Raw genomic sequence first — 14,139 nt, 5'->3', positions numbered from 1 at the left:
CAGGCGCTAGCTTCACCCTCCCCTGGAGGGCAGGGCTATCGCATGTGAGCAATGAGTTCGAAGAGGAAGGCATCGTTCCAGCCAGCCCGCTTGAGCTTGAGGCGCAAGGAGCTGGTTGTGTCGGGATGGGCTCTGGCAACATTGAGGGCAAGGCGCCTGAGTACGGCAAGGTTGGCCGGGCCGTTGTCCTTGCGATTGCGGGCCAGATCCTCGTCGAGGATGACATCGAGCGGCCAGTGCAGGCCGTTTTCGATGGTCCAATGGGTGCGAACGATGCGCAGAACCTGCGTGCGGCTGTAGTTTTGGCTCATCAGGAAGTAGCGCTCGACGGTTTTGTCCTTGCCGCGCTTGCTGCTGATCCGTGCGACGGCTTTGAGGCCCGGAAAGTTGTGCTTCCGCTCCATATCCTTGACGGGCACGACAAGCACACTGCGCTTTTCCTTTCGGCCATGATCTGCCTCGGTGGTGGAAACCGGCTTCTTGCCCTTGCGCACCGCTGCGGCAATCGCCGCCCTGGCGTCGGCCAACAGCGCTGGCTGGTTCTCCTTCACCGCCAGCACGTAATCGCCGCCCCGCGCCACGATCTCCTTGGCCATGCCGCGATGGCAGTGCAGCGCATCGGCCGTCACCACGCAGCCTTTGAGCTGCAGAAGTTCGATCAACTGCAACGCGCCAGCAGCTTCGTTGTTGTTCGGCGCCTGCACGTTGGCCAGCGCCATGCGGGTCTGCGCCGCCCAAGCGGTCACCATGACCGGCGGCATGTGGCTCCTGCCGCGCTCGTAGCCGCGCCGCAGCGCCTTGCCGTCGAGCGCGATCACGCCTTTTGGCCGTTCGATCTTCGCGCCTTCGGCAAAGGCTTTCATGAAGCGCTGGAAGGCTTTCTCGAACGCTTTCGGATCGAGCATGCGGAACACGCGGCTGAACGTGTCGTGGCTCGGCAGACCATGCTCGAGCACCAGCACGCCCTCCCAAAGATAGGCCTTCATTCGCGCAAACAAGGCCATGTCGGTGCAACTCGTTGCCCCGCACAGCGTCGCCATCAAGGCGATGAACAAAATCTCCGTCAGATCGTGCCGCGCATTGTCCGCGCGCGGGTCCGGCAGTTCCTCGAAGCACTCCGCAAATCGATTCATCGGCCGCTCCATCCGAATCAGGAGCTACCTTCAGAATCAATTTCTCGCCGCTGCGCAATAACTTACGGAATTGAACATGCGATTCCCCTGCCCTGGAGGGGGAGGGTCGGCACGGATCGAGCGAAGCGAGATGCGTGACGGGGTGGGGTGATCTCTCAGCTCGGGCACCGTTCGAGTGGAGAGACCGTCACCCCACCCCGCCGCTTCGCGTCGACCCTCCCCTCCAGGGGAGGGTAAGCACCCGCGCATTACGACTTCTTCTTCATCCGCGCCGCCGCCGCGGCGGCATCGACCACGTTGTCGACCGACTCGCGCCAGGCGGTGATCTCCGCGGCCAGAATCGGATGGTTGAATCCCTTCAAATTCAAATCATCGATCGGCCGGCCCTCGGTCCACGGCTCGACCATGCCATAGACGCGCCGGCTCACCACGATCTGGTTGGCCTTGGCCTCGTCGCAGAGTCTCGACGCAAGATTGGTCACGCTGCCGATCGCGGCGTATTCCAGGCGCTGCTCAAAACCGATCTGGCCGAGGGTGGCGTAGCCGAGCGCGATGCCGATGCCGAAGCCGAGATTGTGGCCGCGGTTGCGCCACTTCTCGGTCAGCCCGCCAATGGTGTCGCGCATCTCCACCGCCATCCGCACCGCGCGCGCGGTGTGGTCCTCGAACTGGATCGGCGCGTTGAACAGGATCATCACGCCGTCGCCGGCATAGCGGTCGAGCGTGCCCTCGTACTTGAAGATCAGTTCGCCGAGCGCGGCGTGATATTCGCGCAGCACGTTCATCGCCTCTTCCGGCTCGGTGGTCTCGGTGAACGCCGTAAAGCCGCGCAAATCGCAGAACACCACCGTCACCTCACGGCGGTGGCTGTCGAGCAGGCCCTCATGACCGTCGGAGGAGGCGATGAGCTGCGCCACCTGCGGCGCCAGGAAACGCTCCAGCCGTCGGATGCGCTCGATCTCGCCGAGCTGCGTCTCCACCCGCTCCTCCAGCGAGCGATTCCAGTCGCGGAGCTGGTCGGTCTGCTCCTGCAGCTTGCTCGCCTGCTCGCGCACGATGTCGTTGGCGTCGAGCAGCTCGCGGCTCTTGTGGTCCACTTCGGTAAACAGCCGCGCATTGCGCATTGCCAGCACCGCCTGGTGCGCAAACGTCTTCATCAGGCCGATCAGATTGGCGGAGAATTCGCCCTCGTTCCGCCGCAGCACCACCAGCGATCCCAAAATGCCGGTCTGGTCGACCAGCGGCACCACCAGCACCGAGTGGAAGCCGGCTTCCATCGCGACATCGCGCAGCGGATGCTCGGCCGTCGCGCCGAGCTGGGGGATCGCGATCGGCTCGCCGCTGGTTGCGGCCTCGCCAAGCGGCGAATGGTCGGCGTCGATGGCGCGATGGCGGCCTTCGGCCGCCTTGTCGATGCCGATGGCCTCGGTCAGGCTGAATTGGTGATTGCCGGCGTCATAGCCGTAGATCAGCACGGCATCGGCATGGGTGATCTCCAGCGCGCGCGCGGCGACCGTCGGCAGTACGGCGTTGAGATCGAGCGAGGAGGCGACCGCGCGGCCGACCTCCTCGAGCACCTTGAGCTCGTTGATCGATTGCGCGAGATCCCGCGTGCGCTCGTTCACCTTGGTTTCGAGGTTCGAATAGGTCTCGGCGAGCTGCCCGGCCATGCCGTTGAACTGGTTGGCGAGCTCCTCCAATTCGTCGGAGGTCTTCACCTCGATACGGTGGCCGAAATCGCCGGCGCCGAGCCGCCGCGCGCCGGCCTGCAGCGCCGTGATCGGCACCAGCAGGCGCCGCGCCATGATGGTGCCGGCGATGATCGCGACCACGAGGCCAAGCGCGATCAAAAGCGCGATCCGCACCAACTGGTCGCGGATCGGCGTCAGCGCCTGCGCCGTCGGCTGTTCGAAGAACACGCGCCAGCCGAGTTTCGGCACCAGGCTCGAGGTCGTCAGCACGGCATCGCCATTGGCATCGGTACCCGACGCCGGCGCCACGCCGCCGGGCTTGCTGACGGCAGCGACCTGCGGCAGCGCCGACAGATTCTTGCCGACCTCGGGCCCGTTCGAGGACCTGGCCAGCACCTCGCCCTTGGCGTCAGTGACATAGGCATACGCCACCTTGCCGACCTGGGCGTCGATCAAAAATTCGGAGAGGAAATCGAGGTCGATTTCGGCAATCGTGATGCTGCCGTCGGCATGCGACAGCGCGATCGACATGAACGGCTGCTGGTCGCGCAGATAGGCCGGCGCAAAGCTGGTGCCGCGCGAAACGGTTTCGGTGAAGCGGACATCGCGGGAAAAATCGGCGTTGCTGCCGAGCGTGACAGTCTGCCGCGTCAGGCGGAGCTGCTCGCGGCCGTTGCTGCCAAGCAGCGAGAGCTGGCTGACCTGCGGCACCTGCCGCAGCAATTGGGTGTAGTCGGCGCGGCGCAGGTCCAGCGTGTTGGAGGAGGCGCGCGTCACCCAGGAGATCTGCCGCTCCAGCTCGGAGATCGATTGCGCGATCCGCTTCGCGGTCGCCTCCGCCTTGTCGGACATGCCGTCGTGGAGCGAGCTCTTGATGCCGCGATAGGTGATCCAGATTTCCATCGCGCCGTTGATGGCCAGCACGAACACGACAAGCCCGACCAGCGCGACGACGTATTTGGCAAACAGTCCCTCGCGCAGAAATCTTGCTCTGTCGTTGCCCTCGCTCATCCGGACCCTCGTGCGCCACGCCTTAGAGCATGCGCATCCGTTCGTCGCTTGCTGCGGGGCCGGCCGCTATCGGGGGCCCCGGATGAGGGCCTGTTTAGCACGAATTGAGGGAGCCGGCGGGCCCTCCGCCAGCATGGTTAGCCCCGATTTAGGCAGGAAACGGGGCCGTGGGCCTCACCGATTGAACAACTGCCGCAACACCTCGTTCATCGGCTGGCTGTCCTGCTGCGCCGTCGTATCGCTCGGCGGTGCGGGAGTTGCCGGCTCGGCCGGCGCGGCTTGGGTCGGCGCATCGGCGGGCGAGGTCGGCGTCAGGCTCCGTTGACCGCCCGGGCGCGTGCCGCCTTGCGGCTGATTCTGGCCCAATCCACCCAATCCCTGAATGAGATTGCCGATGGTCTCACCAAGCTGACCGCCGAGCGGATCATTCGGCTTGCCGCCCGTCTGGCCGGTGCCGGGCGTAGTGCCCTGTCCGCCGGCCGCACCTTGTTGTCCGCCGCCGAGCAGGTTGCCGATCGCAGCGCCAAGCCCGGCGCCGTTCTGGCCGAACAGGCCCTTGCCCATTTCGCGCAGCTTGGCATAGGCCCCCTCCGGATTGTCGAGGATGCCCTGCATCTCCGGATAGATCCGTGGGCTCCCCCACGGTCCCTCGATCATCACGGGAATGCCGAGCCCGACCGGATCGCTGGCGCGGCCCTGGCCTTCGGTGGTCATCACCAGTTTCGGCTCGACACGGAAGCCGATCTGCTTGGTGCCGAGATCGATGGTGCCGACGCCGGTCATCTTCACCAGCGGGCCGACCAGATTGAGATCGGTAGTCTGCGCCTGCCCCTTGTCGATTTTGAACGACGCCGACAACTGCGACAGATCCGTCGCCTTCTCATCGCTCGCCTGCCACCCGGACAAGGTGCTCGCCGTGAGCGAGCGGATCATCTGCGCGACGTTGAGCCCCTTGATCGCGCCGTCCTGGAACACGACGAAGGCGGTGCCCGCCATGTTCGACATGATCGCGCGCTGGCTCGTGCCGTTGGAGCGCACGCTGATCTTCGCCTGCATCCTGCCGTCGATCCTGTCGAAATCGGCAAGGCCATCCAGCAGCGGCAGCGCGCGCACGCTGGTGAGATCGGCCCGCATCGCATAAGTGGGATTGGCGGTGGAGACATCGACAGTCAGGTCGCCATTGGCGTTGCCGTCATAGGCGCCGACATTGGCAACCTGCGCCTTCAAGACGCCGCTTGCGAGCGTGGCGTCGATCGCGGCAGGGGTGAAGCGCGCGTCGCCGATTTTGAGTTCGGCCGCGGAAATGCGCGCCTGCACGTCGACGTAGTTGAGCCCATTGACGTCGATCGTCGCGTTGCTCCAGGGCTGGCCTGAGGAAGAATCGGTGCTACGCGACATCGGGACCGTGAGCTTCTGGAAATCGAGGTCGAGCTTGACCAGCGGCTTGCTCGACAGATCGACCGAGGCCCAGCCGTTGAACGCGCCGTCGCCGAGCGCGCCGGTGACGCCGTTGATCATCACGACCGAGCCGTTGAGCCGGGCTTCGGCCTTCGCCATGAGCTGCGCGTGCAACAGGCCCGGCGCGTCGATCTTGATCTCGGCCGGAATATTCTGCCGTTCGATCGGGGCCGCGGGCAGCGCCGCCTTGCCCTCGAATTTCAGCGGATGGCCGCCGCTGCGCGCACTGCCGGTCAGCGTAACCTTGCGGTCGGCATCAATCGTAATGTCGGCGTTGACGGTCTCGATCCTGTTCTCGACGCGGTCGCGCAAATTGGAGAACACGATGGTGCCGCCGGTGACGCTGACATGCTCGATCGAAAAGGCGTCCGCCGTCTTGCCGCCGGCGGGCTTCGAGGGAGGATTGGCCTCCCTCACGCGCTCGCGCTTCAGGGGCAAATTCACCACCGGGCGAATGATGACGAGTTCGGTGATCTGCGGCCGGCCGGCCCACAGGCTCGCCAGCGTCACGTCCGCCTCGATGCTCGAGGCCGTGAAACGATGGTTGATGTCGCGATCCCTGGGATCCTGCAGCGTGACATCGTTCAGCCGGATGTTGACCTGTGGCCACAGGCCGATCTTGGCGCCGCCATTAATGGCGAGCTTGTAGCCGGTCTCGCGCTCGATCCGCTCCTGGATCTCGGCCTTCAGGTAGCCCGAGGGGATGCCGATCACCAGCAGCAGCGCGATGACGACGATCACGGCGGCAATGATGGCGCCGGCAATTTTCAGTGCTCTCATATCGACATTCCAGACCGCGCAAACGGCTCTTATTTCGGTGGCTCGACACGCCGTCGCAACCGGTCGGGCGAGCTTATCCCGGAAAGGGATAGCGCCCAAAGCAGCCAAAAATAATCCGGGCGTACTGCAAAGTTATGTGACTTATGACACACTTGCGGGCAGGGGAATCCTGCTAACGGCGTTCGGGGGCGGTGGAGCCGATCTGGAAGGCAATACAAATGACTAAACAGGCCGAATTTGCGGTCATTTTGAAAATGAACCCGATGTTCGCGGATTTGGGCGCCGACGAATTGCAGCGCATCTCCGGCCTTTGCCATACCCAGCAGCTCGGCGTCGGCGAAATGTTGTTCCAGAAGGGCGATCCCGGCGACGCCCTGTACGGCGTCCGCCGCGGCCAGATCCGGATCGAAACCGGCGCCTCCGACGGCAGCCGCCTGACGTTGAATTTCATGGGCTCCGGCGATCTCTTCGGCGAAGTCGCCGTGCTCGACGGCCAAAGCCGCACCGCGGACGCCACCGCCGGCGAGCCGTCGGAACTGTTCGTGCTGCGGCGCGAGGATTTCCTCGCCTTCCTGGAGCGCGAGCCCAAGGTCGCGATCAAGATCATCACGCTCTTGTGCCAACGCATCCGCTGGCAGAGCGAACGGATGGAAGAATCCGTGCTGCAGCCGCTGCCGGTCCGGCTGGCGCGCCGGCTCTGCGCGCTCTCGGACGACTTCGGCTCGGAGGTGCACATTTCGCAGGAGCAACTCGGCGTCTTCGTCGGCGCCGCCCGCGAAAGCGTCAACCGGCAACTGCAGCTCTGGCGCAAGGACGGCATCTTGGACCTGCAGCGCGGGCGGATTTTGCTGCAGAACATGACCAAGCTGACAGCGGTGGCGAGGAACGAGTAACGTAGTCGCTGAGCTCAGGCCACTTCGGGAACGTAGTGCAGGGTGAGCAATTCTGCGCGCGGGCAGGGGACGACGGCGTAGGCTTGGCCCTGCTCGTCACTGAACTCCACAAGCGAAGTGCCATCGTCCAAGAGTTCCACCACCGTGCCAACTTGCCCACGTGTAAGCTGCTGCGCCGGGATGTCCGATAGCAGCGCGACAACGTCGAGCAAGGAGGGGCCTTCGTTCTTATCTTTCGAAGTCATCATCGTACCCAACAGGTAACGAACATAGGCCGGTCTTCACCGGCTCGCACGATCCAGATCGTTCTTACCACAACATCTTTGCCATGTCGCCTGACCTGGCGTCCAGACGCCAATGAGTACCCCAAGCATCGACTGCAACTTCGGAAGCCTCGCTGGTGCGGGCTGCTGCCAGCAGGGCATCTCGTAACCAAGGAGCATCCGCGCGCTGCAGGCCAAGAGCCTCGCGGAATACGCGGGCCTTGTGACGACCGCGTGGGTGCGACGGACTGAGGCAATAATCCTCGATCTTACGGATGTCGAGGATTGCCTCGTCGGAGTTTGGCAGCCGGATAGCCGTGGCGCTAGTCTCCCGGCCCGTCCGTTTTACCTACTCCGCCGCAGGCGATATCGCGGGCGGGCCCTTGGCCGGCGGCTTGCCGTGATGATCCGATCCGTGGCTGGCATCCTCCGTCTCCGCGCTGGAGACGATCAGCTTCTTGCCGAGGCGCCAGCACAGGGCGCCGAAATCGTCCATCACCATGAACATCGCGGGCACGAACACCAGCGACAGGATGGTGGAGAAGATCAGGCCGCCGATCACCGCGAGCGCCATCGGCGAGCGGAATTCACCGCCGGCGCCGAACGCCAGCGCTGACGGCATCATGCCGGCGGCCATTGCGATCGTCGTCATCACGATCGGGCGGGCGCGCTTCATGCCGGCGTCGATCATGGCGTCTTCGCGCTTCCTGCCCTCGCGGATCGCCGCACTCGCGAATTCGACCAGCATGATGGCGTTCTTGGTGACGATGCCCATCAGCATCAGGATGCCGATCCACACCGGCGTGGTGAGCTGCTTCCCGGTCAGCAGCAATGCCGCGATCGCGCCGCCGATCGAGAGCGGCAGCGAGAACAGGATGGTGATCGGTTGCAGGAAGGTGCCGAACAACAGCACCAGCACCGCATAGACCATCATTAGGCCGGCGGTGATTGCAGTCGCAAAGCCTTCCGACAATTCGTTGAGGCTTTCGGCGTCGCCCGACGGACTTACCCTCACGCCCTTCGGCAGGCTCTTCATGACCGGAAGATCGTAGATCAACTTGGTGGCGTCGCCGAGCGCGGCGGTGCCGACGAGGTCGGCGGCAACGGTTGCCTGCCGTTCGCGGTCGTAACGATTGATGCTGGTCGGGCCCTGATCGAGCTGGATGTCGGCGACGACAGACAGCGGCACGCCGCCGCGTTCGCCGCGTTGGCCGAGCGGCACCCGCAACTGCTGCAGCATCTGCAGGTCGCTGCGCGCACTGTCTTCGAGTTGGACTCGGATCGGCACCTGACGGTCGCCGGCGTCGAACTTTGCCAATGCCGGGCCGACGTCACCGATGGTGGCGACGCGGATCGTTTGCGACAGGCTCTCCGTCGAAACGCCCAGCCGTGCCGCCAGTTCGGCGCGCGGCCGGATGCGAAGCTCGGGGCGGTCGAGCGCGGTTTCCGAGATCACGTTGGCGATGATCGGGATCCGCTTCATCTGCGTCGCCAGCTCGCTGGCGACGTTGTTGACGATGTTGCTGTCGGTGCCGGTCACGACCAGCGAAATCGCTCGCAGGCCGTTTTCGTCTAGGAACCAGAAGCGGATATCGGGAACGTTTTCCAGCTCCTGGCCGATCTCGAGTTCGAGCTGCCGCTGCGTAATCTTGCGATCGGCCTTCGGCGTGTAGTTGATGATCAGCGCGGCGCGGCGGACTTCCTGCGTTCCCGGCGGCACCCGGCCGCCATCGACGAAGATGCTCTTCACCTCGGGACGCTTGCGCAGCCGGGCGACGATTTCTTCAGTGACCTTTTCGGTATAGGCGAGCTGCGAGCCCGGCGGCAATTCCATTGCCAGCAGCGAGCGCGCGGTGTCCTGCGCCGGCAGGAAGCCTTGCGGCAGCAGCGTAATGCTCCAGATCGAGGCGGCGAAGACGCCGAAGCCGATCAGCACCGTGATGAAGTAGTGCTTCACTGACCAGGTCACGAGTTTGGCGTAGGTCTGCAGGATGCGCCCGGGCGGCGGGTCTTCGTGCGGGTGATCCTTCAGGAAGTAAGCGGCGAGCACCGGCGTGACGAAGCGCGCCGCCAGGAGCGAGAAGAACACCTGCACCGACACGGTGATGCCGAACTGCTTGAAGAACTGTCCCGCGATACCGGACATGAAGCTGGCGGGAGCAAAAATCGCAATAATCGTCAGCGAAATCGCGATCACCGCGAGACCGATTTCGTCGGCGGCCTCCAGCGCGGCGCGATAGGGCGATTTGCCCATGCGCATGTGGCGCACGATGTTCTCGATCTCGACGATGGCGTCGTCGACCAGAATGCCCGTCGACAGCGTAATAGCGAGGAAGGAGACGAGGTTCAGCGAGAAGCCGAGCAGGTCCATCGCCCAGAACGCCGGAAAGATCGACAGCGGCAATGAGATCGCGGCGATGATGGTGGCTCTGATATCGCGCAGGAACAGCAGCACGACGATCACCGCGAGGATCGCGCCTTCGAACAAGGTCGAGATCGCCGCATCGTAATTGCCCTTGGTGAAGTTGACCGAGGTGTCGATCAGTTTCAGGTCGACGTCGGGATAGGCGACCTTCAGCGCATCGATGCGCTTCTGCACGGCCTCCGCCACCACCACGTCGCTGGCGCCCTTGGAGCGCTTGATGCCGAGCGCCACCACCGGTTCGCCGTTGAAGCGGGCAAAGGTCCGGCGATCGGCAATTGTATCGGTGACGGTGCCGAGGTCGTCGAGCCGGACCTCGCCGCCGCCGAACAGCGGGATCATCGTGCCGGCGAGTTCGTTCAGCGTCTTGGCGCCCGCCAGTGTGCGGATCGCCTGGTCATTCTTGCCGATTTCAGCACGGCCGCCAGCGAGGTCGACATTGGTGCCGCGAAGGATCTGGCTGACATTAACGGCGGTGAGCCCCGCTGCCTGCAGCCGGTCGGGATCGAGCGAAACGAGAATTTCGCGCTCGACACCGCCGATGCGCTCGACCTGCGCGACACCGCGCACGCCCTGCAGCGCGCGCTTGACGACGTCGTCGACGAAATAGGAAAGCTGCTCCGGCGTCTTGCCCGGCGAGATCGCGGCATAGGTGACGATCGGCAGGCCGATCACGTCGACGCGCTGGATCAGCGGCTCGTTGACGTTCTGCGGCAGGTTGGCCCGAACGCGCGTGACCGCGTCCTTGACGTCGTTGAGCGCGCGATCGGTGTTGGTTTCGAGCGCGAACTGGATCGTCGTCACCGACAGGCCGTCGGTTATCGAGGATGAAATATGCCGCACGCCTTCGACGCCGGATACGCCGTCCTCGATGGTCTTGGTGACCTGCGCTTCCAGTTCAGCGGGAGCGGCGCCGAATTGCGCGACCGCGACCGAAATCACGGGGATGTCGGCGCTCGGCAACCGCGTCACCGCGAGCTTGGTGAAGCTGACCCAGCCCAAGACCAGGAGAATGATTGAAAAGACGATCGAAGGAAGCGGGTTCCGGATCGACCAAGCCGAGATGTTCAAAGCCATTAGCGTGCCCGCGTGCGCTCGAGTTCGTCGGCGAACATGGTCTTGACCTGGTCGCCGTCATGTAGCGAGGTGCCAGCATCGGCCACGACGATTTCGCCGACGTCGAGGCCTTCAAGAATTTCGGTTGAGGTTTCGGAGGTCAGGCCGACCCGCACTTTTCGTGTTTCGATGGTGTTGCCTTTGACCACCTGCAGGGTCAGACGGTCGATAGCGGTGCGCGGGACGGCGACGCCGCAGGAGCGCTTGGCATCGATATTGGCGCGGGCAAACATGCCGACCTTGAGCGAGGGGTTGTTGTTCAGCGAAATCCGGACCTTGCCGAGTTGGGTGGTGCGGTCGATCTGCGGCGAGATCTGCCGGACCTTGCCGACGACATCGGGCGCATCGTCACGGCTGATGCGTACCGTCGCACCCGGATTGAGCTTGAGCAGATGAACGCTCGGCACTTCGGCTTCGAGCTCGATTTCATTGTTCACGGAGACACGGAACATCGGCCCGGCCTGGGGCGAAGCCGGCGCGCCGACCGCAGTCCTGACTTCGGTGACGAGACCGGCAGCCGGCGCACGAAGCGATATCGGTCCAGATCGGCCTCCCGGGGCTCCCGGCTGTTGCGGCGGCGGGGTGAGGCGCGCCATCTCCTGATTTTCGGTAACCGTATCGCCTTCCTTGACGAACAGATCAGTGACCCTGGAGCCTTCCTGATCGACGCCGATCTGGGCCTCGCGCCGCGGCACGATAAAGCCGGTGACGCGGACCATGTCGGAGAAACAGGCATTGGTGGATTTGGTCACGATCACCAGCGCCTGTCCCGGCGTTTCCTTTTCTTCCGCGCGCGGACGGTGCTCGAACCAGTAATAGCCGATGGCGAGAGCGGCAACGAAGGCCACTCCGAGCGCAGGTTTAAGGTATTCGGAGAATTTCATCGCCGGATCAATCCAGACTCGAAGTCAAATCAAAGCAGAGCTCATTTGGTCGGCCGAAGGCCTGCCATGGCGCCCAAAACGAATACGTCCCGCATTTGTGCTGCGGGACGTATTGTAGCCGGAAACTATTGCTCGGCGCCACGCCCTTACTTGGCGTTCGACGCCGTGGCCTTGTTTTCCATGTTGACGACCTGGACGCGGCGATTCACTTCCGCCATCGGCTGGCTCGGATCCTTGAGCTTGCTCTCACCGTATCCGACGGTGACAAGATCGGTGCCGTTGATGCCGTATTTGTCGACGAGATAGCGCTTGATTGCGTCGGCGCGGCGCTCGGACAGATCCTGGTTGTAGGCGTCGCCGCCGGCCGCGTCGGTGTGGCCCGCGACCACGAAGGTCGAGCCCCTCAGATCATTGTTGGTGAGCGCGCGGCCGAGCGCCTGAACCGACGGCAGCGACTTCGCGCTGATGTCGGCCGAGTTGTAGTCGAAATTGATCTCCAGATCGATCTTCGGCTTGTCCTTGACGATGGCGGCGATTTCCTCGCGCTCGGCGGTCGAGAGCGACCGCGTGGAGCGGCCGCGGATCTTCTGGACGAATTTGCTTTCGGTAGCGGCCGCGGTCGGATCGACGGTTTGGTGCGGGCCGACCGAAAGGCCGCGGGTGAGCGGCTTCTTCTCCGGCGCCAGCGCGCGGACGATCTGATCCTCGGTGACGTTCCTCTCCTGCGCGAGGGCAGTTCCCGCACTCAAACAGGTTGCTGCGCCGAGCGCTACAACCGAGACGATTGCGGCTAGGGTTTTCGTTGCTGAGAAAGTTGCCATTGCCAGTCCCCCTCCTGCGGGCTTCCCACGCGGTTCTAAGGTCATCCAAATGAGCTGCCGGACCCCTTGGTTTGGGCCGGCTGGTTTTCTTTAGTCTGGGCGCCCGCCGCAGGGTTCGAGGCGTCGCCAGCCTTCTACCTAAAAAATCGTCACTGCACCCCGTAATCGGCGAATTCCTTGACGATATTGGGGTCCATCGCCTTCGCATTGTTAATATCGAGATCACCTTCCGAAATCGAGCCGTTGCGCTTCTTGGCAAGGCCGCGGCCGTACAGCGATGACGTCAATCTCGGGTTGATCTTGAGGGCCGCGTCGAAATCAGCAATTGCATTTTTGTTCTGGCCGCTTTTCAGATTGACGAGGCCGCGGCTGTCGAGCGCGTCGACGAAATTCGGCCGCAGCCGCAACGCCTCGTTGCAATCCTTCAGCGCTGCCTGCAGGTCCCCGATCACCGTGCGGGCCCAGCAGCGGTTGTTGTAAGCTTCCACATCCTTCGGATTCAGGCGCAGCGAATTGTTGAAGTCCTTGATGGCGAGCTCGTAGGCGCCCTTGCTCGCATAGACCTGTCCGCGCCGGTACAGCGCGGCGGCATCGTCCGGATTGTCGTTGAGCCTGGTGGTCAGGTTCTTGATGGTCGGGTCGTCGGCCAGCGCAACCGCGGTCGGGCTGGGGCTCTCGGCCGGCTTGGCCGGCGGAGGAGGCGGAGGAATCGCGGCTTCAACCGCCGGCTTCGGCGGTGCCGGAGGAGGCGGTGGCGGAGCAGGCGCGGCCACCTGGGGCGCGGCAGGTGCGGGAGCAGGGGGAGGAGCGGGGGCAGGCGCGGGAGTCGTTGGCGCTGCGGCCACCGGAGCCGGCGGCGGGCTCGCCGGCCGCGGACCGCCGCTGGGAATAAAGGAGAAATCCTCGGCCAGCGACGACGAGATCCACGGCACCTGCTCCTGGCGCGAGGCGCGGGTGACGCCGACGCGCGTGCGGTTCAGCGTTTCCTCCGCCATCAAATCGGGGGTGCGGATTTCCTTCAGCAGCTCTTTCACAAACAGACTGCGGTCGCTGCCATTGTCGGAAACGACCGACGAGAGCGCGGCCGAATACATCACCAGCGTGCCGTTCGGCGCGATAACCGGCGCAAGGCCGGCGGAAAAGCTGCGGAACCGGCGCTCGAACGGATTGCGCCTGCTGGCGTCGATCAGCGCGATCTTGACGCCCGCGCCGCGGCTGTTGATCTCCCCCAGCACGGTTTCGAGGCTGAAACCGTCGCGGCGAACGTCGGCCTCGGTCCAGATCTGCGCATCGACAGGGATCATGTAGCTCTGGCGGCTCGACTGCACGCCAAAGCCCGAAAAGAAGATCAGCGCAACCGAGCCGGGCTTGACCTTGCCGTACAGCCGCTCGAAGGCGCGGCGCATCTGCTCCCCGGTCAGGTTCTCGCCGATATCGACATTGAAGCCGTCACGCTTGAGCTCTTCGGCGATGTCGCGCGCATCATTGATCGGCTCCTTCAGGGGCGCCTCGGCGTCCGGATATTTCGCGTTGCCGATTACCAGCGCATAGCGTTCGCCGGCTGCGAGCGACGGGGCTACCGACGCGACCGCAAAAATCAGGGAAAGGAGCAATACAAGGCGGGTTTTCATATTGACGGCAATCCAGCCAAAATGGCGCCGATACCA

Annotated in this window: 10 protein-coding genes; 1 reads left to right on the top strand and 9 read right to left on the bottom strand. The window is 64.0% G+C overall.

Annotated elements, in window-relative coordinates; genetic code table 11:
* Window positions 1–35: 35 nt before the first annotated feature.
* From V1277_RS12740 to V1277_RS12730, 3 genes are all read right to left on the bottom strand, one after another.
* Complete coding sequence (locus V1277_RS12740) at window positions 36–1,133, bottom strand: ISAs1 family transposase (protein WP_334416451.1); 1,098 nt, start codon at window positions 1,131–1,133, stop codon at window positions 36–38.
* 248 nt (window positions 1,134–1,381) lie between these two features.
* Complete coding sequence (locus V1277_RS12735; protein WP_334416450.1) at window positions 1,382–3,835, bottom strand: adenylate/guanylate cyclase domain-containing protein; 2,454 nt, start codon at window positions 3,833–3,835, stop codon at window positions 1,382–1,384.
* A 174-nt stretch (window positions 3,836–4,009) separates the two neighbouring features.
* The gene (locus V1277_RS12730) at window positions 4,010–6,073 is read right to left on the bottom strand and encodes an AsmA family protein (protein WP_334416449.1); all 2,064 of its coding nucleotides are present in this window, start codon (window positions 6,071–6,073) and stop codon (window positions 4,010–4,012) included.
* A 218-nt stretch (window positions 6,074–6,291) separates the two neighbouring features.
* Between V1277_RS12730 and V1277_RS12725 the strand changes: the two genes are divergently transcribed.
* On the top strand, window positions 6,292–6,966 hold the full coding sequence (locus V1277_RS12725) for a Crp/Fnr family transcriptional regulator (protein WP_334372095.1): 675 nt from the start codon (window positions 6,292–6,294) through the stop codon (window positions 6,964–6,966).
* Window positions 6,967–6,980: 14 nt separating this feature from the next.
* Here the strand turns inward: V1277_RS12725 and V1277_RS12720 are convergent, their stop codons facing one another.
* The 6 genes from V1277_RS12720 to V1277_RS12700 all read right to left on the bottom strand — a co-directional run bounded on the left by V1277_RS12720 (window position 6,981) and on the right by V1277_RS12700 (window position 14,103).
* Window positions 6,981–7,211: a DUF4926 domain-containing protein gene (locus V1277_RS12720; protein ID WP_334416448.1), complete on the bottom strand. Its 231-nt coding sequence runs from the start codon at window positions 7,209–7,211 to the stop codon at window positions 6,981–6,983.
* Between the two features lie 64 nt (window positions 7,212–7,275).
* The gene (locus tag V1277_RS34965; protein ID WP_442894575.1) at window positions 7,276–7,536 is read right to left on the bottom strand and encodes a DUF6883 domain-containing protein; all 261 of its coding nucleotides are present in this window, start codon (window positions 7,534–7,536) and stop codon (window positions 7,276–7,278) included.
* A gap of 42 nt (window positions 7,537–7,578) precedes the next feature.
* Window positions 7,579–10,728 carry an efflux RND transporter permease subunit gene (locus V1277_RS12715; protein ID WP_334416447.1) on the bottom strand — a complete coding sequence of 1,050 codons (3,150 nt, stop codon included), beginning with the start codon at window positions 10,726–10,728 and terminating at the stop codon, window positions 7,579–7,581.
* Complete coding sequence (locus V1277_RS12710) at window positions 10,728–11,651, bottom strand: efflux RND transporter periplasmic adaptor subunit (protein WP_334416446.1); 924 nt, start codon at window positions 11,649–11,651, stop codon at window positions 10,728–10,730. Before V1277_RS12710 ends, V1277_RS12715 begins: the two co-directional genes overlap by 1 nt.
* 146 nt (window positions 11,652–11,797) lie before the next feature.
* The gene (locus V1277_RS12705; RefSeq protein WP_334416445.1) at window positions 11,798–12,472 is read right to left on the bottom strand and encodes an OmpA family protein; all 675 of its coding nucleotides are present in this window, start codon (window positions 12,470–12,472) and stop codon (window positions 11,798–11,800) included.
* A gap of 149 nt (window positions 12,473–12,621) precedes the next feature.
* On the bottom strand, window positions 12,622–14,103 hold the full coding sequence (locus tag V1277_RS12700; protein ID WP_334416444.1) for a caspase family protein: 1,482 nt from the start codon (window positions 14,101–14,103) through the stop codon (window positions 12,622–12,624).
* Window positions 14,104–14,139 lie beyond the last annotated feature (36 nt).

The sequence above is a fragment of the Bradyrhizobium sp. AZCC 1588 genome (assembly GCF_036924735.1).
Lineage (GTDB): Bacteria > Pseudomonadota > Alphaproteobacteria > Rhizobiales > Xanthobacteraceae > Bradyrhizobium.
This window is presented reverse-complemented; position numbering and strand designations above follow the sequence as displayed.

Coding starts and splice junctions, on each gene's coding strand:
- V1277_RS12740 (WP_334416451.1), bottom strand. CDS start 1,133: ATGAATCGATTTGCGGAGTGCTTCGAGGAACTGCCGGACCCGCGCGCG.
- V1277_RS12735 (WP_334416450.1), bottom strand. CDS start 3,835: ATGAGCGAGGGCAACGACAGAGCAAGATTTCTGCGCGAGGGACTGTTT.
- V1277_RS12730 (WP_334416449.1), bottom strand. CDS start 6,073: ATGAGAGCACTGAAAATTGCCGGCGCCATCATTGCCGCCGTGATCGTC.
- V1277_RS12715 (WP_334416447.1), bottom strand. CDS start 10,728: ATGGCTTTGAACATCTCGGCTTGGTCGATCCGGAACCCGCTTCCTTCG.
- V1277_RS12705 (WP_334416445.1), bottom strand. CDS start 12,472: ATGGCAACTTTCTCAGCAACGAAAACCCTAGCCGCAATCGTCTCGGTT.
- V1277_RS12725 (WP_334372095.1), top strand. CDS start 6,292: ATGACTAAACAGGCCGAATTTGCGGTCATTTTGAAAATGAACCCGATG.
- V1277_RS12710 (WP_334416446.1), bottom strand. CDS start 11,651: ATGAAATTCTCCGAATACCTTAAACCTGCGCTCGGAGTGGCCTTCGTT.
- V1277_RS12720 (WP_334416448.1), bottom strand. CDS start 7,211: ATGACTTCGAAAGATAAGAACGAAGGCCCCTCCTTGCTCGACGTTGTC.
- V1277_RS12700 (WP_334416444.1), bottom strand. CDS start 14,103: ATGAAAACCCGCCTTGTATTGCTCCTTTCCCTGATTTTTGCGGTCGCG.